The organism is Streptomyces sp. NPDC093568 (genome assembly GCF_044764945.1).
Lineage (GTDB): Bacteria > Actinomycetota > Actinomycetes > Streptomycetales > Streptomycetaceae > Streptomyces.
The window spans coordinates 388,189-410,626 of record NZ_JBIWJD010000005.1 but is presented as its reverse complement, the minus strand read 5'-3'; the positions used below and the strand labels follow the sequence as shown (position 1 = coordinate 410,626).

Annotated in this window: 20 protein-coding genes; 16 read left to right on the top strand and 4 right to left on the bottom strand. The window is 70.3% G+C overall.

From position 1 onward, the window contains the following. Positions 1-3: 3 nt before the first annotated feature. The 9 genes from ftsW to ACIRD7_RS22520 all read left to right on the top strand — a co-directional run bounded on the left by ftsW (position 4) and on the right by ACIRD7_RS22520 (position 8,555). Positions 4-1,365, top strand: coding sequence for a putative lipid II flippase FtsW (gene ftsW / locus ACIRD7_RS22560; protein WP_403455934.1), 1,362 nt, complete (start codon positions 4-6; stop codon positions 1,363-1,365). 6 nt (positions 1,366-1,371) lie between these two features. Then, positions 1,372-2,466: an undecaprenyldiphospho-muramoylpentapeptide beta-N-acetylglucosaminyltransferase gene (murG, locus tag ACIRD7_RS22555; protein ID WP_403455932.1), complete on the top strand. Its 1,095-nt coding sequence runs from the start codon at positions 1,372-1,374 to the stop codon at positions 2,464-2,466. Between the two features lie 23 nt (positions 2,467-2,489). Beyond that, positions 2,490-3,287: a cell division protein FtsQ/DivIB gene (locus ACIRD7_RS22550; RefSeq protein WP_403455931.1), complete on the top strand. Its 798-nt coding sequence runs from the start codon at positions 2,490-2,492 to the stop codon at positions 3,285-3,287. A 287-nt stretch (positions 3,288-3,574) separates the two neighbouring features. Then, entirely contained in the window at positions 3,575-4,771 is a 1,197-nt protein-coding gene (ftsZ, locus tag ACIRD7_RS22545; protein ID WP_403455930.1) for a cell division protein FtsZ, read from the top strand. Between the two features lie 10 nt (positions 4,772-4,781). Further along, entirely contained in the window at positions 4,782-5,510 is a 729-nt protein-coding gene (gene pgeF / locus ACIRD7_RS22540) for a peptidoglycan editing factor PgeF (RefSeq protein WP_403455928.1), read from the top strand. Positions 5,511-5,516: 6 nt separating this feature from the next. Continuing rightward, entirely contained in the window at positions 5,517-6,236 is a 720-nt protein-coding gene (locus tag ACIRD7_RS22535) for a YggS family pyridoxal phosphate-dependent enzyme (RefSeq protein WP_403455926.1), read from the top strand. Between the two features lie 125 nt (positions 6,237-6,361). After that, a complete protein-coding gene (locus ACIRD7_RS22530; protein ID WP_030950524.1) occupies positions 6,362-7,003 on the top strand; it encodes a cell division protein SepF in 642 nt (213 codons plus the stop codon). A 51-nt stretch (positions 7,004-7,054) separates the two neighbouring features. Continuing rightward, positions 7,055-7,342 carry a YggT family protein gene (locus ACIRD7_RS22525; RefSeq protein WP_403455924.1) on the top strand — a complete coding sequence of 96 codons (288 nt, stop codon included), beginning with the start codon at positions 7,055-7,057 and terminating at the stop codon, positions 7,340-7,342. Between the two features lie 55 nt (positions 7,343-7,397). Continuing rightward, the gene (locus ACIRD7_RS22520) at positions 7,398-8,555 is read left to right on the top strand and encodes a DivIVA domain-containing protein (RefSeq protein ID WP_403455922.1); all 1,158 of its coding nucleotides are present in this window, start codon (positions 7,398-7,400) and stop codon (positions 8,553-8,555) included. 208 nt (positions 8,556-8,763) lie between these two features. Here ACIRD7_RS22520 and ileS read toward each other — a convergent pair whose 3' ends face one another. Next, a complete protein-coding gene (gene ileS, locus ACIRD7_RS22515) occupies positions 8,764-11,910 on the bottom strand; it encodes an isoleucine--tRNA ligase (protein ID WP_403455920.1) in 3,147 nt (1,048 codons plus the stop codon). A 603-nt stretch (positions 11,911-12,513) separates the two neighbouring features. On the opposite strand from ileS, the gene ACIRD7_RS22510 reads away from it, so the two are divergent. The 6 genes from ACIRD7_RS22510 to ACIRD7_RS22485 all read left to right on the top strand — a co-directional run bounded on the left by ACIRD7_RS22510 (position 12,514) and on the right by ACIRD7_RS22485 (position 18,467). After that, positions 12,514-13,839, top strand: a complete 1,326-nt coding sequence (locus ACIRD7_RS22510) for a TraR/DksA family transcriptional regulator (protein ID WP_403455917.1) — start codon at positions 12,514-12,516, stop codon at positions 13,837-13,839. 70 nt (positions 13,840-13,909) lie between these two features. Next, complete coding sequence (lspA, locus tag ACIRD7_RS22505; protein WP_403455915.1) at positions 13,910-14,521, top strand: signal peptidase II; 612 nt, start codon at positions 13,910-13,912, stop codon at positions 14,519-14,521. A 51-nt stretch (positions 14,522-14,572) separates the two neighbouring features. Continuing rightward, positions 14,573-15,517: an RluA family pseudouridine synthase gene (locus tag ACIRD7_RS22500; protein ID WP_403455912.1), complete on the top strand. Its 945-nt coding sequence runs from the start codon at positions 14,573-14,575 to the stop codon at positions 15,515-15,517. Then, complete coding sequence (locus tag ACIRD7_RS22495) at positions 15,514-16,014, top strand: GNAT family N-acetyltransferase (RefSeq protein ID WP_403455910.1); 501 nt, start codon at positions 15,514-15,516, stop codon at positions 16,012-16,014. Before ACIRD7_RS22500 ends, ACIRD7_RS22495 begins: the two co-directional genes overlap by 4 nt. An 87-nt stretch (positions 16,015-16,101) precedes the next feature. Beyond that, the gene (locus ACIRD7_RS22490) at positions 16,102-17,688 is read left to right on the top strand and encodes a Na+/H+ antiporter (RefSeq protein WP_403456402.1); all 1,587 of its coding nucleotides are present in this window, start codon (positions 16,102-16,104) and stop codon (positions 17,686-17,688) included. A gap of 38 nt (positions 17,689-17,726) precedes the next feature. Next, positions 17,727-18,467 carry an SDR family NAD(P)-dependent oxidoreductase gene (locus ACIRD7_RS22485; RefSeq protein WP_403455908.1) on the top strand — a complete coding sequence of 247 codons (741 nt, stop codon included), beginning with the start codon at positions 17,727-17,729 and terminating at the stop codon, positions 18,465-18,467. A gap of 15 nt (positions 18,468-18,482) precedes the next feature. Here ACIRD7_RS22485 and ACIRD7_RS22480 read toward each other — a convergent pair whose 3' ends face one another. Then, positions 18,483-19,604 carry a mechanosensitive ion channel family protein gene (locus ACIRD7_RS22480; RefSeq protein ID WP_403455905.1) on the bottom strand — a complete coding sequence of 374 codons (1,122 nt, stop codon included), beginning with the start codon at positions 19,602-19,604 and terminating at the stop codon, positions 18,483-18,485. Between the two features lie 95 nt (positions 19,605-19,699). On the opposite strand from ACIRD7_RS22480, the gene ACIRD7_RS22475 reads away from it, so the two are divergent. Next, complete coding sequence (locus tag ACIRD7_RS22475) at positions 19,700-20,269, top strand: dienelactone hydrolase family protein (protein ID WP_403455903.1); 570 nt, start codon at positions 19,700-19,702, stop codon at positions 20,267-20,269. 2 nt (positions 20,270-20,271) lie between these two features. Here ACIRD7_RS22475 and ACIRD7_RS22470 read toward each other — a convergent pair whose 3' ends face one another. Beyond that, entirely contained in the window at positions 20,272-21,264 is a 993-nt protein-coding gene (locus ACIRD7_RS22470; RefSeq protein ID WP_403455901.1) for a zinc metalloprotease, read from the bottom strand. A 318-nt stretch (positions 21,265-21,582) separates the two neighbouring features. Further along, a partial coding sequence (locus ACIRD7_RS22465; protein ID WP_403455898.1) for an alkaline phosphatase D family protein occupies positions 21,583-22,438 on the bottom strand: 856 nt, incomplete at its 5' end.

The window sequence follows — 22,438 nt, the reverse complement described above, 5'->3', positions numbered from 1 at the left end:
CCGATGCCCGGTAGCCGTACGGGACGGCCGCCCGTGCAGCGAGCCGTTCGCCGGCCCGTCGCCGCCGGATCGGCGCGAGAGAGCGCCGTACGGCGGCTCCACACGCGCCTGCGCCGCGCGTGGGACCGGCCGCTGACCGCGTACTACCTGATCCTCGGCGGCAGTCTGCTGATCACCGTGCTGGGACTGGTGATGGTCTACTCGGCCTCCCAGATCACCGCGCTCCAGCTGTCCAAGCCGGGGTCGTACTTCTTCCGCAAGCAACTCCTGGCCGCCGTGATCGGCAGCCTGCTGCTGTTCGCGGCCTCCCGGATGCCGTTGAAGCTGCACCGGGCGCTGGCCTACCCCATCCTCGCGGGCGCCGTCTTCCTGATGGCGCTGGTGCAGGTGCCCGGGATAGGAGTCGCGGTCAACGGCAACCAGAACTGGATCGCCCTCGGCGGCTCCTTCCAGATCCAGCCCAGCGAGTTCGGCAAGCTCGCGCTGGTGCTGTGGGGCGCCGACCTGATCGCCCGCAAGCAGGACAAGAAGCTGCTGACCCAGTGGAAGCACATGCTGGTGCCGCTCGTGCCGGTCGCCTTCATGCTGCTCGGGCTGATCATGCTGGGCGGCGACATGGGTACGGCGATCATCCTGTCGGCGATCCTGTTCGGCCTGCTGTGGCTGGCCGGGGCGCCGACCCGGCTCTTCGTGGGCGTGCTGTCGGTCGCCGGTCTTATCGGGCTCGTCCTGATCAAGACCAGCGCGAACCGCATGGCCCGCCTCCAGTGCCTCGGTGCCACCGAACCGCGCGGCGGCGCCGTCGACTGCTGGCAGGCCGTGCACGGCATCTACGCGCTCGCGTCCGGCGGAATCTTCGGTTCCGGGCTGGGTGCGAGTGTGGAGAAATGGGGGCAACTCCCCGAAGCCCACACCGACTTCATCTTCGCCGTCACCGGTGAGGAACTGGGCCTCGCGGGGACGCTGTCGGTGCTCGCCCTCTTCGCGGCTCTAGGCTATGCGGGTATCCGCGTGGCCGGACGCACGGAGGACCCCTTCGTGAGATATGCCGCGGGGGGCGTGACCACCTGGATCACCGCGCAAGCCGTGATCAACATCGGTGCGGTGCTCGGCCTGCTGCCGATCGCCGGTGTCCCCCTCCCGCTGTTCTCGTACGGAGGGTCCGCCTTGCTGCCGACCATGTTCGCCATCGGGCTGCTGATCGCCTTCGCGCGCGACGAGCCCGCTGCGCGGGCGGCGCTTTCTATGCGGCAACCCCGCTTTGGTAGAAAGCGTGCGGGAGGCGCCGCGCAGAGCCGGGGGCCTCGGAGATGGAACACGATGCGACGGCGTGCCTCGGCGGCGCGTACGTCCGGAGAGCGGTGAATTTCGGTGCATGTCGTACTCGCCGGTGGGGGGACCGCCGGCCACATCGAGCCCGCGCTCGCCCTCGCGGACGCCCTGCGCAGGCAGGATCCGACCGTGGGGATCACGGCCCTGGGCACGGAGCGCGGCCTGGAGACCAAGCTCGTTCCGCAGCGGGGCTATGAGCTCGCGCTGATCCCGGCGGTACCGCTGCCGCGCAAGCCCACCCCCGAGCTGATCACCGTCCCGGGCCGGCTGCGCGGCACGATCAAGGCGACCGAGCAGATCCTGGAGCGCACCAAGGCGGACGCCGTGGTCGGCTTCGGCGGCTATGTCGCCCTGCCCGGGTACCTCGCCGCCAAGCGCCTCGGCGTGCCGATCATCATCCACGAGGCCAACGCCCGTCCCGGCCTCGCCAACAAGATCGGCTCGCGCTACGCCGCCCAGGTCGCCGTCGCCACCCCGGACAGCAAGCTGCGCAACTCCCGCTACATCGGCATCCCGCTGCGCCACACCATCGCCACCCTGGACCGGGCCGCCGCCCGCCCCGAGGCGCGCGCGATGTTCGGGCTCGACCCGAACCTGCCGACGCTGCTGGTCTCCGGCGGCTCGCAGGGCGCACGCCGGCTGAACGAGGTCGTCCAGCAGGTCGCGCCCTGGCTCCAGCAGGCCGGAATCCAGATCCTGCACGCGGTCGGTCCGAAGAACGAACTGCCGCAGGTGCATCAGATGCCGGGGATGCCCCCCTACATCCCGGTAAGTTACTTGGACCGGATGGACCTCGCGTACGCCGCGGCCGACATGATGCTCTGCCGCGCGGGCGCGATGACCGTCGCCGAACTCTCCGCCGTCGGACTCCCGGCCGCCTACGTCCCGCTGCCCATCGGCAACGGCGAACAGCGGCTGAACGCCCAGCCGGTGGTCAAGGCCGGCGGCGGGCTGCTGGTCGACGACGCGGAACTGACCCCCGAGTGGGTCCAGCAGAACGTCCTGCCCGTGCTCGCCGATCCGCACCGGCTGTACGAGATGTCCCGCGCCGCAAGCGAGTTCGGCCGCCGGGACGCCGACGACCTGCTCGTCGGCATGGTGTACGAGGCGATCGCCTCGCAGCGCCGCCAGTAACCGTACGACGGAGGGCAGGGAGCGTGGCCGGACCGACGACCGCCGAGCGCGGTGAACGCCAGCAGAAGTCGTCCGACCCGCCCCTCGCCCGGCGGCGGTTGAGACTGTCCCGCCTTCGTACGATCATCATCCTTACGGTCGTCCTGGTGCTCCTCGGCGCCGGCTCCGTCTGGGCGTTGTACGGCTCCCAGTGGCTGCGCGTGGAGCGGGTATCGGTGGCCGGGACCCGGGTGCTGACCACCGAGCAGGTTCTCGAGGCGGCCGAGGCGCCCGTCGGAGCGCCGCTGATTTCCGTCGACACCGCCGCGATTGAGACGCGACTGCGCCGGAAATTGCCCCGAATTGACGAAGTCGACGTGGTGCGATCCTGGCCTCATGGAATCGGGCTGAAAGTGATTGAGCGCACTCCGGTTCTGGTCGTTCAAAACGGCGGAAAGTTCATCGAAGTGGACGATGAAGGTGTCCGTTTCGCCACGGTTTCCGCGGCCCCGAAAGGCGTTCCGGCACTGGAATTGACGGTGTCCCGGTCGAGCTCCGCCGCCGCGAGCCTGCGCCGTTTCGGCGAGACCCGCCTCGCACGGGAGGCCGTGCGGGTCGCCGGCGCCCTTCCGGCCGCCGTCGCGCGTGACACCCAGGTCGTCAAGGTCCGTTCCTACGACGACATCTCGCTCGTGTTGGCAGGCGGTACGACCGTCGCCTGGGGAAGCGGCGAGAACGGCGCCGCGAAGGCTCGCGCACTCACCGCTCTCATGAAAGCCTCGCCGGATGCGCGGCACTTCGACGTCAGCGTTCCCACCGCCCCTGCGTCAGCCGGGAGTTGACGCACATCTGCGCAGGCCAGCACCCTGGTTGGGCAGCGACATGGCTGATCACATAGGGTGAAAAGAAAAACGGGAGGTTCGGCGTGTTCGTTGAACGTGCGCCACTTGTCGACTTAGTGTCCTGTTCAGAAGACTTCAAGGAACAGACACACTGGTAACCCTAAACTTCAGGGTTAGGGTTCGGGTCGGCGCTACGGACCGTCCCATTCGGCATCAGTCGCCGGTTCACGAAGCGGAGCGCTTCCCGTGATCCGGTGACCCGTAACTCGAGGCGAGAGGCCTTCGACGTGGCAGCACCGCAGAACTACCTCGCAGTCATCAAAGTCATCGGTGTCGGCGGCGGTGGTGTCAATGCCATCAACCGGATGATCGAGGTCGGTCTCAAGGGCGTCGAGTTCATCGCCATCAACACCGACGCGCAAGCTCTGTTGATGAGCGACGCCGACGTCAAGCTCGACGTCGGCCGTGAACTCACCCGCGGACTCGGCGCCGGAGCCAACCCGGCCGTCGGCCGCAAGGCCGCCGAGGACCACCGCGAGGAGATCGAGGAGGTCCTCAAGGGGGCCGACATGGTCTTCGTGACGGCCGGTGAAGGCGGCGGCACCGGCACCGGCGGCGCGCCCGTCGTGGCCAACATCGCCCGCTCGCTGGGCGCCCTCACCATCGGCGTGGTCACCCGCCCGTTCACCTTCGAGGGACGGCGCCGCGCCAACCAGGCCGAGGACGGCATCGCCGAGCTCCGCGAAGAGGTCGACACCCTCATCGTCATCCCGAACGACCGGCTGCTGTCCATCTCGGACCGCCAGGTCTCGGTGCTCGACGCCTTCAAGTCGGCCGACCAGGTCCTCCTCTCCGGTGTCCAGGGCATCACCGACCTCATCACCACCCCCGGTCTCATCAACCTCGACTTCGCCGACGTCAAGTCGGTCATGTCCGAGGCCGGTTCGGCCCTCATGGGCATCGGCTCGGCCCGCGGCGACGACCGCGCGGTGGCGGCGGCCGAGATGGCGATCTCCTCGCCGCTCCTGGAGGCGTCCATCGACGGCGCCCGGGGCGTGCTGCTCTCCATCTCCGGCGGCTCGGACCTCGGTCTGTTCGAGATCAACGAGGCCGCCCAGCTGGTCAGCGAGGCCGCCCACCCCGAGGCCAACATCATCTTCGGCGCGGTCATCGACGACGCCCTCGGCGACGAGGTCCGGGTCACCGTGATCGCGGCCGGCTTCGACGGCGGCCAGCCGCCGGCCCGCCGGGACAACGTCCTCGGCTCGACCTCGTCCTCGGCCCGCCGCGAGGAGCCCACTCCGGTACGGCAGCCCGAGTCCCGCCCGTCCTTCGGCTCGCTCGGCAGCGTCACGCCGAAGGAGGAGCCGGAGCCCGCGCCGGAGCCGGTCGCCGACATCCCGGTCGCCCCGCCGGTCCCGCCGTCGCGGACTTACGCGGACAGCGCGGCCGAGGAGCTGGACGTCCCGGACTTCCTTAAGTGATCCTTCTGACGTGATAGGACAGCGCGACACCGTGAGCGGCGCGCACTTCGCTTTCACCGACCGGTGGGGCGGGGTGAGCGCCGCTCCGTATGAGGAGCTCAACCTCGGCGGAGCCGTCGGCGACGACCCCGAGGCGGTACGGACCAACCGGGAGCTGGCCGCCAAGTCGCTCGGGCTCACCGCGGGCGACGTGGTCTGGATGAACCAGGTGCACGGCAACGACGTCGTCGTGGTCGACGGACCGTGGCGTGATCGTCCGGTGCCCGAGGTCGACGCGATCGTCACGACGCGGCGGGGTCTCGCCCTCGCCGTCCTCACGGCCGACTGCGTGCCGGTCCTGCTGACCGACCCGGTCGCCGGGATCGCCGCCGCGGCCCACGCGGGACGGCCCGGCATGATCGCCGGGGTCGTCCCGGCCGCGCTACGCGCGATGACCGAGCTGGGCGCCGATCCCGCCCGGATCGTCGCCCGCACCGGACCGGTCGTCTGCGGCCGGTGCTACGAGGTTCCGGAGGCGATGCGCGCCGAGGTGGCCGCCGAGGAGCCGACCGCGTACGCCGAGACGAGCTGGGGCACACCCGCGGTGGACGTGGCCGCCGGAGTGCACGCCCAGCTCGCGCGACTCGGGGTGCGCGATCGGGCGCAGTCCCCGGTGTGCACGCTGGAGTCGGGCGATCACTTCTCGTACCGCCGCGAGCGCACCACAGGGCGACTCGCGGGATATGTCTGGTTGGACTGAGAGAGCATGACGGACCGTAAGGGCGAACTCGCCGCGAACCTGGCGCAGGTGGAGGAACGAATCACCGCCGCCTGCGTCGCCGCCGGACGCAAGCGCGAGGAAGTGACCCTCATCGTGGTCACCAAGACCTACCCGGCGAGCGATGTCCGGCTCCTGTCGGAACTCGGTGTGCGCCATGTCGCCGAGAACCGCGACCAGGACGCGGCACCGAAGGCCGCCGCCTGCTCGGACCTGCCGCTCGCCTGGCACTTCGTCGGCCAGTTGCAGACCAACAAGGTGCGGTCCGTGGTCGGTTACGCGGATCTCGTGCAGTCCGTCGACCGTTCCAAGCTGGTGACGGCCCTGTCCAAGGAGGCCGAGCGGCAGGAGCGCGAGGTCGGCTGCCTCATCCAGGTGGCCCTGGACGCGGGGACGAGCGAGCGGGGTGAGCGCGGTGGCGTGGCGCCCGGCGGGGTCGAGGAGTTGGCCGGTCGGATCGCGTCCGCCCCGGGGCTGCGGCTCGACGGGCTCATGACCGTCGCCCCGCTCGCCGGGGAGTACGCGGGGCGCCAACAGGCGGCGTTCGAGCGGTTGATGGATTTGTCGACCGACCTGCGCCGAGACCATCCGGCTGCGAACATGGTCTCGGCAGGGATGAGTGCGGATCTCGAAGAGGCGGTGGCGGCGGGTGCGACACATGTGCGCGTCGGCACTGCGGTACTCGGAGTCCGCCCCAGGCTCGGGTAACGTCGCCAAGAAGTCGGACCACAGCAGAAAATATGGTCAATGTCGCCGAAAGGCGGGCGTAACGACCGTGTGGATCGCAGGCACTTGGCAGTCGCCGATCCACCACAGAGCGGAGGACTCAGAGAATGGCCGGCGCGATGCGCAAGATGGCGGTCTACCTCGGCCTCGTGGAGGACGATGGGTACGACGGCCGGGGGTTCGACCCCGATGACGACTTCGAGCCCGAACTGGACCCGGAGCCCGAGCGGGACCACCGACGGCACGAGCCGTCGCATCAGTCACACAGCGCACATCAGTCCCAAAGGGACGAAGAGGTGCGAATCGTTCAGCCGCCCGCTCCGCGTGAGCCTGTGGCCCGTGCGACTTCGCTACCCGCGGAATCCGGCCGTCCGGCGCGCATCGCGCCCGTGGCGTCCATCACACAAGAACGCGCAAGCCTGGAGAAGAACGCACCGGTGATCATGCCCAAGGTCGTGTCGGAACGAGAGCCGTACCGGATCACCACACTTCACCCGCGGACCTACAACGAGGCCCGTACCATCGGGGAACACTTCCGTGAAGGCACCCCGGTGATCATGAATCTGACTGAGATGGATGACACAGACGCGAAGCGACTTGTCGACTTTGCGGCCGGTTTGGTGTTTGGTCTTCACGGCAGCATCGAGCGGGTGACCCAGAAGGTGTTCCTGTTGTCTCCTGCTAACGTCGATGTCACGGCGGAGGACAAGGCCCGCATCGCAGAGGGCGGGTTCTTCAACCAGAGCTGAGACGCACCACCGGAAGAACAGCACGGAACAGGGGAGAGGGAAGCACCAGACATGAGCGTGGTCATGCAGGTTCTCTATATCGCGCTGATGGTGTTCCTCATCGTGCTCATCTTCCGGTTGGTCATGGACTACGTCTTCCAGTTCGCCCGCTCATGGCAACCCGGCAAGGCGATGGTGGTCGTTCTGGAGGCCACCTACACTGTCACTGATCCACCGCTGAAGCTTCTGCGGCGGTTCATCCCGCCGCTGCGTCTCGGGGGCGTGGCGCTCGACCTGTCCTTCTTCGTACTGATGATCATCGTCTACATCCTGATCACCCTTGTACGGAGCGCGATGTGAACGATGTGACAGATACGGTCTTGCCGACTGCCGACGACTACGTTGAGGTGAAGAGATGCCGTTGACCCCCGAGGACGTGCGGAACAAGCAGTTCACGACCGTCCGCCTCCGAGAAGGCTATGACGAGGACGAGGTCGATGCCTTCCTCGATGAGGTCGAAGCCGAACTGACGCGCCTGCTCCGCGAGAACGAGGACCTGCGCGCCAAGCTGGCCGCGGCCACGCGTGCTGCTGCCCAGAACCAGCAGAACATGCGCAAGCCCCCGGAGGGTCCCGGCGGTCCCCAGGACCAGCAGGGCGGTATGCCCCAGCAGGGTGGAATGCCTCAGGGCGGCATGCCTCAGCAGGGCATGCGCGGTCCCGGGGCTCCCGTACCCGCCGGCATATCGGGCCCGCCGCAGCAGCAGATGGGTGGCCCCATGGGTGGTCCGCCCCAGCTGCCGAGCGGTGCCCCGCAGCTGCCCGCCGGTCCCGGCGGTCAGGGTGGCCCTCAGGGTCCCGGTCCGATGGGCCAGGGTCCGGGGCCGATGGGCCAGCCCCCCATGCAGCAGATGGGCGGCCCCATGGGCGGTCCTATGGGTGGCCCGATGGGCGGTCCCGGTCAGGGCGGCCCCGGCGGCGACAGCGCCGCACGCGTTCTGTCGCTCGCGCAGCAGACCGCCGACCAGGCGATCGCCGAGGCCCGTTCCGAGGCCAACAAGATCGTCGGCGAGGCGCGTTCGCGTGCCGAGGGTCTCGAGCGGGACGCCCGTGCCAAGGCTGACGCCCTGGAGCGGGACGCGCAGGAGAAGCACCGCGTCGCGATGGGCTCCCTGGAGTCCGCTCGCGCCACGCTGGAGCGCAAGGTCGAGGACCTGCGCGGCTTCGAGCGCGAGTACCGCACGCGACTGAAGTCCTACCTCGAGTCCCAGCTGCGCCAGCTGGAGACCCAGGCGGACGACTCGCTCGCCCCGCCGCGCACTCCGGCGACCGCGTCGCTCCCGCCGTCCCCGGCGCCCTCCATGGCACCGGCCGGCGCGAGTGCCCCGTCCTACGGAGGCAACCAGGGCATGGGCGGCGCCCCGTCCCCGGCTGCTCCGTCCTACGGCGGTCAGCAGCAGATGTCCCCGGCGATGACCCAGCCGATGGCTCCGGTCCGGCCGCAGGGTCCGGGCCCCATGGGTCAGGCCCCGTCGCCGATGCGCGGGTTCCTCATCGACGAGGACGACAACTGACGGTTGGTAGTACGCCGTAGGCGTCGGCAGCGTTCAGGGCGGGGCCCCGGATTTGATCCGGGGCCCCGCCCTTTTGCTCTGTGTGCGCCCGGAGTTTGCGGTGCTTGTTCGGCGTTGGGTGGGGTGTCCGACGTACGCAACGCCGAAGGCCCGGTACCACCAAGATTCTTTGGCGGTACCGGGCCTTCGGCGTGCGGTGCCCTTCGGGCTACACCTTGCGCAGGCGGAAGGTGAGGGTCAGGCCCTCGTCCGTGAAGGCGGAGCCGTAGGTGTCGTCCGCCTCGCCCTGGGCGAAGTCCGTCGCCAGGACCTCGTCGGCGATGAGCTCGCTGTGCCCGGTCAGGGCCGCGATCGTCGCCGGGTCCGTCGCCGTCCAGCGCAGGGCGATCCGGTCGGCCACGTCGAGGCCGCTGTTCTTGCGGGCCTCCTGGATCAGGCGGATCGCGTCACGGGCGAGGCCCGCCCGGCGCAGCTCCTCCGTGATCTCCAGGTCGAGGGCGACCGTCGCGCCCGAGTCGGAGGCGACCGACCAACCCTCGCGCGGGGTCTCGGTGATGATCACCTCGTCCGGGGCGAGCGTGACCGTCTCACCGTCGACCTCCACCGACGCCGTGCCCTCGCGCAGGGCCAGGGACAGGGCCGCCGCGTCCGCGTTCGCGACGGCCTTCGCCACGTCCTGGACGCGCTTGCCGAACCGCTTGCCCAGGGCGCGGAAGTTGGCCTTGGCGGTGGTGTCCACCAGGCTGCCGCCGACCTCGGACAGGGAGGCGAGCGCGCTGACGTTCAGCTCCTCCGTGATCTGCGTGTGCAACTCGGGGTCGAGGGCGGCGAAGCCCGTCGCCGCGATGAGCGCCCGGGACAGCGGCTGGCGGGTCTTCACGCCGGACTCCGCGCGCGTGGCGCGGCCCAGCTCGACCAGCCGGCGCACGAGGACCATCTGCTTCGACAGCTCCGGGTCGATCGCCGCCAGGTCCGCCTCCGGCCAGGACGCGAGGTGCACCGACTCCGGGGCGCCCGGGGACACCGGCACGATCAGGTCCTGCCAGACCCGCTCGGTGATGAACGGGGTCAGCGGGGCCATCAGCTTCGTGACCGTCTCGACGACCTCGTGCAGCGTGCGCAGCGCCGCCTTGTCGCCCTGCCAGAAGCGGCGACGCGACCGGCGGACGTACCAGTTGGACAGGTCGTCGACGAACGCCGAGAGGAGCTTGCCGGCGCGCTGGGTGTCGTAGGCGTCCAGGGCCTGTGTCACCTGGTCGGTGAGCGCGTGCAGTTCGGACAGCAGCCAGCGGTCCAGGACCGGGCGGTCGGCCGGGGCCGGGTCGGCCGCGGACGGCGCCCAGTTCGACGTACGGGCGTACAGGGCCTGGAAGGCCACCGTGTTCCAGTACGTCAGGAGCGTCTTGCGGACGACCTCCTGGATCGTGCCGTGGCCCACGCGGCGTGCCGCCCACGGGGAGCCGCCGGCCGCCATGAACCAGCGCACCGCGTCGGCGCCGTGCTGGTCCATCAGCGGGATCGGCTGGAGGATGTTGCCCAGGTGCTTGGACATCTTGCGGCCGTCCTCGGCGAGGATGTGGCCGAGGCAGACGACGTTCTCGTACGACGACTTGTCGAAGACCAGGGTGCCGATCGCCATCAGCGTGTAGAACCAGCCGCGGGTCTGGTCGATGGCCTCGCAGATGAACTGCGCCGGGTAGCGGGCCTCGAACAGTTCCTTGTTCTTGTACGGGTAGCCCCACTGCGCGAACGGCATGGAACCCGAGTCGTACCAGGCGTCGATGACCTCCGGCACGCGGGTGGCCGTCTGGGCGCACTGCGGGCAGTCGAAGGTGACGTCGTCGATGTACGGGCGGTGCGGGTCCAGGCCCGACTGGTCGGTGCCGGTCAGCTCGGTGAGCTCCGCGCGGGAGCCGACGACCGTGAGGTGGTCGTCCTCGCAGCGCCAGATCGGCAGCGGGGTGCCCCAGTAGCGGTTGCGGGACAGCGCCCAGTCGATGTTGTTGTTCAGCCAGTCGCCGTAGCGGCCGTGCTTGACCGTCTCCGGGAACCAGTTGGTGTCCTCGTTCTCCTGGAGGAGGCGGTCCTTGATGGCCGTGGTGCGGATGTACCAGGACGGCTGCGCGTAGTAGAGGAGCGCGGTGTGGCAGCGCCAGCAGTGCGGGTAGCTGTGCTCGTACGGGATGTGCCGGAAGAGGAGGCCGCGCTGCTGGAGGTCCTCGGTGAGCTTTTCGTCCGCCTTCTTGAAGAAGACGCCGCCGACGAGGGGGACGTCCTCCTCGAAGGTGCCGTCCGGGCGGACAGGGTTCACGACAGGCAGGCCGTACGCGCGGCAGACCTTGAGGTCGTCCTCACCGAAGGCGGGGGACTGGTGGACCAGACCCGTGCCGTCCTCGGTGGTGACGTACTCGGCGTTGACCACGTAGTGGGTGCCGCCCTCGGTCTCCGGGAACTCCACGAGCTCGAAGGGGCGTTGATACGTCCAGCGCTCCATCTCGGCGCCGGTGAAGGACTGCCCGGTGGTCTCCCAGCCCTCGCCGAGCGCCTTGGCGACCAGCGGCTCGGCGACGACGAGCTTCTCCTCGCCGTTGGTCGCGACGACGTAGGTGACCTCGGGGTGGGCGGCCACGGCCGTGTTGGAGACGAGCGTCCAGGGCGTGGTCGTCCAGACCAGGAGCGCGGCCTCGCCGGCCAGCGGACCGGAGGTGAGCGGGAAACGGACGTACACGGACGGGTCGACGACCGTCTCGTAGCCCTGCGCCAGCTCGTGGTCGGACAGGCCGGTGCCGCAGCGCGGGCACCACGGGGCGACGCGGTGGTCCTGGACCAGCAGGCCCTTGTTGAAGATCTCCTTCAGCGACCACCAGACGGACTCGATGTACTCGGGCTCCATCGTGACGTAGGCGTCGTCGAGGTCGACCCAGTAGCCCATGCGGGTCGTCAGGTCGGAGAAGGCGTCGGTGTGGCGCAGCACGGACTCGCGGCACTTGGCGTTGAACTCGGCGATGCCGTACGCCTCGATGTCCTTCTTGCCGGAGAAGCCGAGCTCCTTCTCGACCGCCAGCTCCACCGGGAGGCCGTGGCAGTCCCAGCCGGCCTTGCGGGCCACGTGGTAGCCGCGCATGGTGCGGAAGCGGGGGAAGACGTCCTTGAAGACGCGGGCCTCGATGTGGTGGGCGCCGGGCATGCCGTTGGCGGTGGGCGGGCCCTCGTAGAACACCCACTCGGGGCGGCCCTCGGACTGCTCCAGGCTCTTGGCGAAGATCTTCTGCTCGCGCCAGAATTCGAGCACCGCGTGCTCGAGCGCGGGCAGGTCGACCTGGGCGGGCACCTGGCGGTACGTCGGCGTTGTCATCAGCGAGCTTCCTCCGGCGGACTTGCTGCCTTCCGTCCGGAGGGACGAGAGCCGAGTCTTTCGGTACGCCGGTTTCGGCGCGCTCCCGCGGTACCACCCTCCTTGGCCCTCCGACGCGGGGTGTGCGTCGGCGAGCCCCCTCATTGGGGTCGCGATGCCGGCTCTACTCGCCGCTGCGCTTCGGCTGCGGCTTTCTTCCGGCGGCTCCGGGGTGATCTTCACGTCGCGCTCGCCCCCGGGCTCACACCGTCCCCGGGTCGCTCTGGGCTGCGTACGCCGCTACTCGTCCCCATCCACGCTTTTCGCTCCGCCCAGTGTACGGCGCCGCGCGGACAGCGGCCGACCGTATTTCCGAGGGGTGAGGGCGGAGGGAGGGCCTGGCTCGCGGTGACTCGAATGGTCCGGTACGCGTGTTCGGATTCTGGGACGTCCGGCTCGGTTGCATACCCCGCGGGGAGCTGGGCACAACGCATGCAGGTCGGCCGCGCGACGTGCGCGAGGCGGGCGAATCGGGCGGTGTGCCCCGTTGCCGCGGGACTCAAGTCGATTTATCGTCCCAGCACGATTCGCGTGCAAGATCACAATATGTGAAGGGGCCGCGGCATGGTGGCGAAGAAGCCCGCCGTACAGCAGTCGGCGTCGAGCAGGTCCACACATGCGGATGCCTCCGGCGGTGCGGCCAAGGACGTGGGTGGGAAGAAGGGTGCGCAGGGGGGTGTGCGGGGCGGGAAGCCGGTGAAGACGGTCCGGGGGGCCGCCGGGGGAGAGGTGGCGGCGAAGAAGGCCGGGAAGGAGAAGGGCGGGGGCGTGCGGGGCGCGCAGGGCGCCGGGAAGACGGCTGGGAAGGCGGTCGGCAGGACGGTCGGTAAGAAAGCGGTCGCTGCCAAGGCGGAGGCTTCTGCGGCGGCCGGGAAGAAGGCCGTCGTATCGAAGACGGCACCGAAGGAAACCGCTGCCAGGAAGGGCGGTGCCGAGAAGGCCCGTGCTGAGAAGGGCGGTGCCGAGAAGGCCAGTGCTGAGAAGGGTGGAGCCGGGAAGGCCCGTGCTGAGAAGGGTGGAGCCGGGAAGGCCGGTGCTGAGAAGGGTGGAGCCGGGAAGGCCGGTGCCGACAAGGGCGGAGCCGGGAAGGCCGGTGCCGACAAGGCCGCGGTCAAGAAGGCGTCCGCTTCCAAGGCACGCGCGGCCGGGAAGAAGACCGCGGCTGCGCAGGCGGTGGCCGACGAGGCGGTCGCCGCGAGGAGCGTCGTAGAGGGCAAGGCCGGCAGGCCGGACAAGGAGGCCGCGGGAAGCGTCGCCAAGAAGAGCACAGCGAAGAAGAGCGCCTCCAGGAAGAGCGCGGCCAAGCGGAGCGTGGGCGCGCAGGGGGCGGCCGGGAAAGGTGCGGTCGCCGAGAGCAGGGTCAAGAAGGTGGGCGCGGCGCAGGCCGCGGAGCAGACGGGAGCCACGACGGTGGTTGCGAAGAAGACCCCTGGCACGGCCACGGCGGCCAAGACCGCCGTTCCCAAGGCACGCATCTCCGCCGCGGCGGAGCCCGGCGAGCTCGCGGTACGCCCCGGTGAGGACCCCTGGACCCCGGAGGAGGTCGAGGAGGCACGGGCCGAGCTGATGGCCGAGGTGATGCGGCTGCGCGAGGAGATCACGTCCTCCGAGCAGTCCCTGGTCGGCCTGATGCGGGACTCCGGGGACGGCGCGGGCGACGACCAGGCCGACACCGGCGCCAAGAACATCACGCGCGAGCACGAGCTGGCGCTCGCCGCCAACGCGCAGGAGATGCTCATCCAGACCGAGCGGGCCCTGGAGCGGCTCGACGCCGGCACCTACGGACTGTGCGAGAACTGCGGCAACCCGATCGGCAAGGCCCGCATGCAGGCCTTCCCGCGCGCGACCCTGTGCGTGGAGTGCAAGCAGAAGCAGGAACGGCGGTACTGACCGGTCAGCGGGTGCCTCGGGGCGTGCCGTACTCTCGTCCTCAGTCAGGTACCTAGGTTGAGGGACTCACGTGGCAGAGGCGGAGCGCATCATCGGTACGCCGGATACCCCAGAGCCGGCGGGAACCGAGCCGGAGCAGTCCGACGCGGGCGCGAAGGCCGCCGGCGACGCCGGGACCACGGCCGAGCGGCCCCGGGGCAGGCGCCGGATCGCCGTGCTGTTCGGCGTCGCCGCGTTCGCGTACGCCCTCGACCTGATCAGCAAGATGATCGTCGTCGCCAAGCTGGAGCACCACCCGCCGATCGAGATCATCGGGGACTGGCTGAAGTTCGAGGCGATCCGCAACGCGGGCGCGGCCTTCGGCTTCGGCGAGGCCTTCACCGTGATCTTCACGGTGATCGCGGCGGCCGTGATCGTGGTGATCGCCCGGCTCGCCCGCAAGCTGTACAGCCTGCCCTGGGCGATCGCGCTCGGCCTGCTGCTCGGCGGCGCGCTCGGCAACCTCACCGACCGGATCTTCCGCTCGCCGGGCGTCTTCGAGGGCGCGGTCGTGGACTTCATCGCGCCCAAGCACTTCGCCGTGTTCAACCTCGCCGACTCGGCGATCGTGTGCGGCGGCATCCTGATCGTGCTGCTGTCGTTCCGGGGGCTGGACCCCGACGGCACCGTGCACAAGGACTGAGCGCACAGACCGGCGGACGGTGTTGTCGGACCCGTCCGGCATACTCGTCGGGTGAGCACGATTCCCGAGATCCGTACCCTGCCCGTGCCGGACGGCCTGGAGGGCGAGCGCGTCGACGCCGCCATCTCCCGCATGTTCGGCTTCTCCAGGACCAAGGCGGCCGAGCTGGCCGCGGCGGGCAAGGTCCAGGTGGACGGCACCGTGGTCGGCAAGTCCGAGCGCGTGCACGGCGGGGCCTGGCTGGAGGTCGAGATGCCGGGCGCGCCCGCCCCGGTGCAGATCGTCGCCGAGCCGGTCGAGGGCATGGAGATCGTGCACGACGACGATGACGTGGTCGTGATCGTCAAGCCGGTCGGCGTCGCGGCCCACCCGAGCCCCGGCTGGTCCGGGCCGACGGTCATCGGCGGGCTCGCCGCCGCCGGGTACCGGATCTCGACGTCCGGGGCCGCCGAGCGCCAGGGCATCGTGCACCGGCTCGACGTGGGCACTTCGGGACTCATGGCCGTCGCCAAGTCCGAGCGCGCGTACACCTCGCTCAAGCGCCAGTTCAAGGAGCGCACGGTCGACAAGCGCTACCACACGCTCGTCCAGGGCCACCCCGACCCGACCAGCGGAACCATCGACGCCCCCATCGGCCGTCACCCCAACCACGACTACAAGTGGGCGGTCACGGCCGACGGCAAGCCGTCCGTCACGCACTACGACCTCATCGAGGCCTTCCGTGCGGCCTCGCTGCTCGACGTGAAGCTGGAGACGGGCCGCACCCACCAGATCCGTGTGCACATGGCGGCCCACCGCCACCCCTGCGTGGGCGACCTCACCTACGGCGCCGACCCGACGCTCGCCAAGCGGCTCCGGCTGACCCGCCAGTGGCTGCACGCCGTGCGGCTCGGCTTCGAGCACCCGGGGGACGGGGCGTGGGTCGAGTTCGAGAGCGACTACCCGGCCGACCTGCAGAAGGCCCTGGACCAGGTCCGCGAGGAGACGTGGGCATGACCTCCGCGTCCGCCGAGTCCTCCGCGTCCGCTGTCCCGCCGTATGCCGTGCGGGTCGCCGAAGACCCCGCCGACCGCGAGGCGTGCTTCGCGGTGCGCAAGGAGGTCTTCGTCGTCGAGCAGGGCGTCCCGCAGGAGATCGAGTACGACGCCTACGACGCCGACGCGGTGCATGTGCTGGCGGTCCGGGACGACGGGCTGCCGCTCGGGACCGGGCGGCTGCTGTACGGCGAGGCGGCCGCGGCCAAGGTCGACGGCGATCCCTCGGTGGGGTCGCTGGGGCGGCTCGCGGTGAACCGGGCGGCGCGGGGGCTCGGCGTCGGCGCGGCCCTGGTGCGGGCGATCGAGGAGGCGGCACGCGCGCGTGGGCTGGCGGCCGTGGACCTGCACGCGCAGACGCATGCGATGGGGTTCTACGAGCGGCTGGGGTACGTGGCGTACGGGCCGGAGTTCCCGGACGCGGGGATACCGCACCGGGCGATGCGGCGCGCTCTGTAGCCGAGGGCCCGTAAGCGCTGGTGGAAAGGGCGGCGTGGCAGGCTTGAGGTCTGCCTTGTGGATGCCGATGTCACCGGAGCGCTGACCGTGGATCAGTTGGCCCTGTTGTTCCTGCTGTTGCTCGGGGCCGTGGTGAGTGTCCCGGTGGGGGACCGGTTCGGGTTGCCGGCGCCGGTGCTGATGACCCTGCTCGGGATCGTCCTCGCGCTGCTCGACTTCGTGCCGAACGTCGACGTACCGCCGGATCTCATCCTTCCGCTGCTGTTGCCGCCGTTGCTGTACGCGGCCGTGCGGCGCACCTCGTGGCGCCAGTTCGCGGCGAACGTGCGGCCCATCTTCCTGCTGGCCGTGGCTTTGGTCTTCGTCACGACGCTGTGCGTGGCCGCGGTCGCCCACGCGATCGTGCCGGGGCTGCCGCTGGCGGCCGCCGTGGCGCTGGGCGCGCTCGTCGCGCCGCCCGATCCGGTCGCCGCCACCGCCGTCGCCGGGCAACTCGGGCTGCCGAGGCGACTGGTGTCCATCCTGGAGGGCGAGGGGCTCTTCAACGACGTCACCGCCATCGTGCTGTACCACGTGGCCATCGCGGCCGCCGTCAGCGGCAGCTTCACCGCGTGGGAGGCGGGGCTCGATCTCGTTCTCTCCGCCGTCGTCGCACTGGCCGTCGGGCTCGCCCTCGGCTGGGGCGCCTACAAGCTGATGGACCTGCTGGGGGACGCGACCCTGCAGATCGGGCTCTCGCTGCTCGTGCCGTACGCCTCGTACGTGCTGGCGGAGGAGCTGCACGGCTCCGGTGTGCTCGCCGTGCTGGTCACCGCCATGTTCCTCGCCGAGTACGCCACCGACGCCGACGACGTGATGACGCGGCTCGCCGGGCACACCTTCTGGGACATCGTCGACACGCTGGTCACCGGCGTGGCGTTCGGGCTGATCGGGCTCGAACTGCACATCGCGGTGAGCACGGCGTCCGGTCGCTGGCAGGAGATGCTCGGCTGGGCGGCCACGGTGGTCGGGGTCGTCGTGGCGGTGCGGCTGCTGTGGCTGCTGCCGGCCACCTGGCTCACCAAGCGGCTGCACGCCAAGCGGGACGTCGACGAGGAGATCCCGGTCAGCTGGCGGGAGACCGTCGTGATGTGGTGGTCGGGGATGCGCGGTGTGGCGTCCGTCGCCCTGGCGCTGGCCATCCCCCTGGAGACCGACGCGGGCGACCCCTTCCCCAACCGCAACGAGATCATCTTCATCGCCTTCGGGGTGATCATGGCGACGCTGGTGGTGCAGGGGCTGACCCTGCCGTGGCTGGTGCGGCGGCTCGGGGTGCGCGCCGACAGCGCGCGGGAGAAGGAGTTCGAGAAGCAGCTGGCGGTGCGTGCGGCGAAGGCCGCCAAGCGCCGGCTCAGGGAGATCGAGACCGTCGAGGAGCTGCCGGAGGAACTCTCCGAGCAGATGCTGCGGCGGGCGTTCGACATCGGGCTGCGGATCAGCCCGGACATGGGGGAGGAGGAGCGGCGCGAGGCCCATCACCAGCGGGCGCGGCGGCTGAAGCGGGTGCGGCGGATCCAGGGCGAGATGCTGAGCGCCGCGCGCCACGAGGTGCTGGCGGCGCGCAGCGAGCCGGGGGCCGACCCCGAGGTGGTGGACCGGGTGCTGCGGCATTTGGACGTGCGCAGTCTGAGGTGATCGCGCCGCCGGGGCTCGTCGTTTCGTACGATCTGATCATGGCTCGCAACGTGGTGATCAGTGGTGGCGGTACGGGGATCGGGCTCGCGGCGGCGCAGCTGTTCGCGGCGGACGGGGACCGGGTGCTGCTGCTCGGCAGACGCGCCGAGGTGCTGGAGGAGGCCGGGGTGCCCGGGGCCCTCACCTACGCGGCGGATCTGAGCAGGCCGCGCGGGGTGCGGGGCGTCGAGCGGTTCGTGGCGGCGGAGCTCGGCACCGTGGACGTGCTGATCCACAGTGCCGGCGGCTCCGGGTACCTGGAGCCCAAGGTGGACAGCGACGAGCCCCTCGACGTCGTCCTGCACAACTGGACCCTCAACTTCGGCCTCAACACCCTGACGGCCGCCCTGCTCACCGAGGCGCTGAAGGACCGGCTCGCCGACCCCGGCGGGCGGGTGCTGTTCCTCAGCTCCATCGCGGCTTTCCGGGGGTCCGGCAGCGGGGCGTACGCGGCGTCCAAGGCCGCGCTGCACCCGTACGCCCATGATCTGGCGCGGCAGTTGGGGCCGCGCGGGATCACCGTGAACGTGGTCGCGCCCGGCTACGTCGAGGACACGGAGTTCTTCGGCGACGGCATGGACGAGGAGCGGCGCGCCCGGCTCGTCGGGGAGACCTCGACCGGGCGCGCCGGCACGCCGGGGGACGTCGCCGCCACCCTGCACTGGCTGGCGTCCCACGGCGCCGGGCACATCACCTCGCAGATCATCCAGGTGAACGGCGGGGCCGAACGCGGTCACTGAGCGCGGCGGGCGCGGTCACAGGCGGTCCGGGCGGGCCGCCGGCTGGTGGTCGTGCTGGTGGGTGCGGCGGGCCGTCGGTATCCGGCTGGGGACCGGGTAGCCGGGCGGCAGGGCCGCGTCCGCCGCGTTGACGCGGGGCAGCGCGTACGGGTGCTTCTCGCTCAGCCAGTGGATCAGCTGCTCGCGCACCGCGACCCGCACCGTCCACAGGTCGTCCGCGTCCTTGGCGGTGACCAGCGCCCGCACCTCCATGGTGCTCGGGGTGGAGTCGGTGACGACCAGTCCGTAGTCGCGGCCGTCCCACGCCGGGCACGCGCGCAGGATGTCGCGCAGTTGCTCGCGCATGGCCTCCATCGGCGCCGAGTGGTCGACGTGCAGGAAGACGGTGCCGGTCATCTGGGCGCCGCCGCGCGACCAGTTCTCGAAGGCCTTGGAGGTGAAGTACGACACAGGCATCGTGATCCGGCGCTCGTCCCACGTCCGCACGGTCAGGAACGTCAGCGTGATCTCCTCGACCGTGCCCCACTCGCCGTCCACGACGACCGTGTCCCCGATGCGCACCATGTCGCCGAAGGCGATCTGCAGCCCCGCGAACATGTTGCTCAGCGTGGACTGCGCCGCCACACCGGCGACGATGCCGAGGATGCCGGCCGAGGCCAGCAGCGAGGCGCCGGCCGCGCGGAACGCCGGGAACGTCAGCAGCATCGCGGCGACCGCCACCACGCCGACGACGGCCGAGACGACCCGCATGATCAGCGTCACCTGGGTGCGCACCCGGCGGACCCGGGCGGCGTCCCGGTGGACGCGGGCATAGCGGCTGTACGAGGTCTCCACGACCGCCGCCACGATCCGTATCGCGAGCCAGGCGGCCGCCCCGATCAGTACCAGCGTCAGCACCCGGCCGATGGCGACCTTGTGCTCCTCCAGCAGCTGTGCCTCGTCGTACGACCCTCTCAGCAGGGCCGCGCACAGCACGAGCTGCCAGGGCACGCGGGCGCGGCGCAGCAGACCCCACAGGGGCGTCTCACTGTGCCGTTCGTCGGCCTTGCGCATCAGACGGTCGGTGGCCCACCCGATGACAAGGGTGAGCAGAACCGAGCCGCCGACCACGATCAGCGGGCGGAGTATGTTCTCCATGCCTTCGAACGTAACCAGCGAAGGGGGGTCATGAACATGTGCGTCGGTGAGGCGGTCGTCACGGCGCTGTCGTACCCGGCTGGCACCATGGCCTCATGAACATCATGCTGTTTCACTCGACCTACGGCCTCAGGCCCGCGGTGCGCCAGGCCGCGGACCGGCTGCGTGCCGCCGGACACGAGGTGTGGACGCCGGACCTCTTCGAGGGGCACACCTTCGAGACGGTCGAGGAGGGCATGGAGTTCAACGAGCGGATCGGCAAGGACGAGCTGCTGAAGCGGGCCGTGCTCGCCGCCGCGCCCTACTCGGAGCGAGGCCTCGTGTACGCCGGGTTCTCGCTCGGCGCCTCCGTCGCCCAGACGCTCGCGCTCGGCGACGAGAAGGCACGCGGACTGCTGCTCCTGCACGGCACCTCGGACATCGCGGCGGGCGTCGAGGTGGACGACCTGCCGGTGCAGCTCCATGTCGCCGAGCCCGACCCGTTCGAGACTGACGACTGGCTGAGCGCCTGGTATCTCCAGATGGGCAGGGCGGGCGCCGACGTCGAGGTGTACAGATACGCCGGGGCCGGCCACATCTACACCGACCCCGACCTGCCGGACTACGACGAGGAGGCCGCCGAGGCCACCTGGCGGGTGGCGCTCGGCTTCCTGGAGTCCCTCTAGGCTCAGCCCGCCGCCCGGTACGCCGCCCAGTTCTGCTGCATGCGGGTCACCTGGCCCGCGGTGAACTGGTACATGCAGACGTCGTACGTGTAGTCCATGAAGTTGGGGATCGGGTCCGCGCCCGCCTTGCGGGTGCAGGTGTCCCGTCCCTCCGGGCACTCGTACGCGGCGCTCTTCTCGGCCGGGGTGTCCTCGACGTAGTCGCCGTTGCCGTTACAGCCGCCCTGGAAGGTGTGGTACAGGCCCATCCAGTGGCCGACCTCGTGGGTCGCGGTGTCGCCCTCGTCGTAGTGGGTGGCCGAGCCGCCCGGCAGTGAGGCGTCGAGGAGGACCACGCCGTCCATGGACGGGCTCGACTTGTAGGAGCTGGGGAAGGTCGCCCAGCCGAGGAGACCGTCGCCGAGGTTGGCGGTGTAGACGTTGAGCGCGCCCGCGCCGCCCTTGCGCAGGGCGGACTTCATCGCCTTCTCCTCCGGCGAGCCGTAACCGACGCCGTACCAGGCCGCGTTGTCGGTGTAGTCGGTGCCGGCCAGGGTGAACTGGTAGCCGGAGTCGACGTTTCCGGTGCCCTGGCCGGCGTAGGCCGCGTTCAGGACGTTGATCTGGGCGTTGATGTCGGCGGCGTCGAGCTGTCCGGTCGCGCCGTCGTGGATGACGTGGAAGTAGACCGGGATGGTGGTCGAGGCGGCCGCCGCGAGGCTGCGGTTGCCGGTGGCGGGCAGCTTGTCGAGCTTCTTCCGCAGATCGGCGTCCATCGCCTGGGCCTTGGCCGCGCTGACCTCGTTGGGCTCGGCGACGGCCTCGCCGGCGTGTCCGGGGTGGGCCTCGCGGGCCGCGGCGTGGCCGGTCTCCTCGGCGCAGTCGGCGGCCGGAGCCTGGGCCGCCGCGACTGTGGTGGGGGCCGACAGCGGAGTGAGCATCAAGGTTCCGGCCACCGCGGTCGTGGCGAGAACACGTCTGCGCGTAAGGGGGGATATTCGGGCAAGCACACGCATGCTGACTCCTGGCTGATGCGTTGGGGAGAGGGCGCAGGGGTCTTCCTGGCCGCCGCCCGGACATTACGTGGACATGCCCATGTCCGAAGAGAATCGATCAGGCCCAATCAAATGCCCGGCAGATAGGGGTATTTGGGGTAAGTGAATGATCAACTGTCCGGAGTGCGAGATCGCGGTGTAACGGGTTCCGCTGCCCGGGCGGGTGGTGTGTCCGTATTCGGGACGCGACTCGCACCACCCGCCGTAGCGATGTGATCTCCGGTTAACGGCCCGCAAACGGGCCAGGAGTGGCCGAAAATCGACCTTGAGGCACAGGGCTTACACAGGGTCGTAGGTGCGCTCGACCTTCTGCGTGCCGCTGCGGGTGCGGTACGAACGCGCCCAGGAAGCGCCGGAGTCCTGCTTGGTCTTGTCGGCCAGGACGTAGTAGTCCATCTGCGCGCGGTCGGCCGTGATGTCCAGGATTCCGTAGCCGTGGCGGTCGGTGTCGACCCAGTGGACGTGCCGGTTGGCGGCCCGGATGAGCGGCGAGGCGATCGCGGAGACGGTGCCCTCGGGGACCTTCACGATGTCGTCGAGGTTGTCGGAGGTGACCGACGTGACGACGAACTCCGTGGCCGCGGACGCGGACAGCGGGTAGGTGCCGGCGTTCACCGGTACGTCGTTGGCCCACGCCATGTGGATGTCGCCGGTCAGGAACACGGTGTTGCGGATCGCGTTCGAGCGCAGATGGGCGAGCAGCTCGCGGCGGTCGTCCGTGTAGCCGTCCCACTGGTCGGTGTTGAGGGCGAGGCCCTCCTGCGGCAGGCCGAGCAGCTTGGCCAGCGGCTTGAGCAGGTCCGCGGAGAGGGAGCCGATCGCGAACGGCGCGATCATCACCGAGTTGCCGACCAGCCGCCAGGTGGTGTCGGAGGACTTCAGGCCCGCCTTCAGCCAGTCCAGTTGGGCGCGCCCGGTGAGCGTGCGGTCCGGGTCGTCGACGTCGCCGTTGCCGACCTTGACCTGCTCGGAGCGGAAGGAGCGCAGGTCCAGCAGGGACAGGTCGGCGAGCTTGCCGAAGCGCAGCCGGCGGTATGTGGTGCCGGCGACGGCCGGACGCACCGGCATCCACTCGAAGTACGCCTGCTTGGCGGCGGCCTGGCGCGCGGCCCACGCGCCCTCGGCGCCCTCGGTG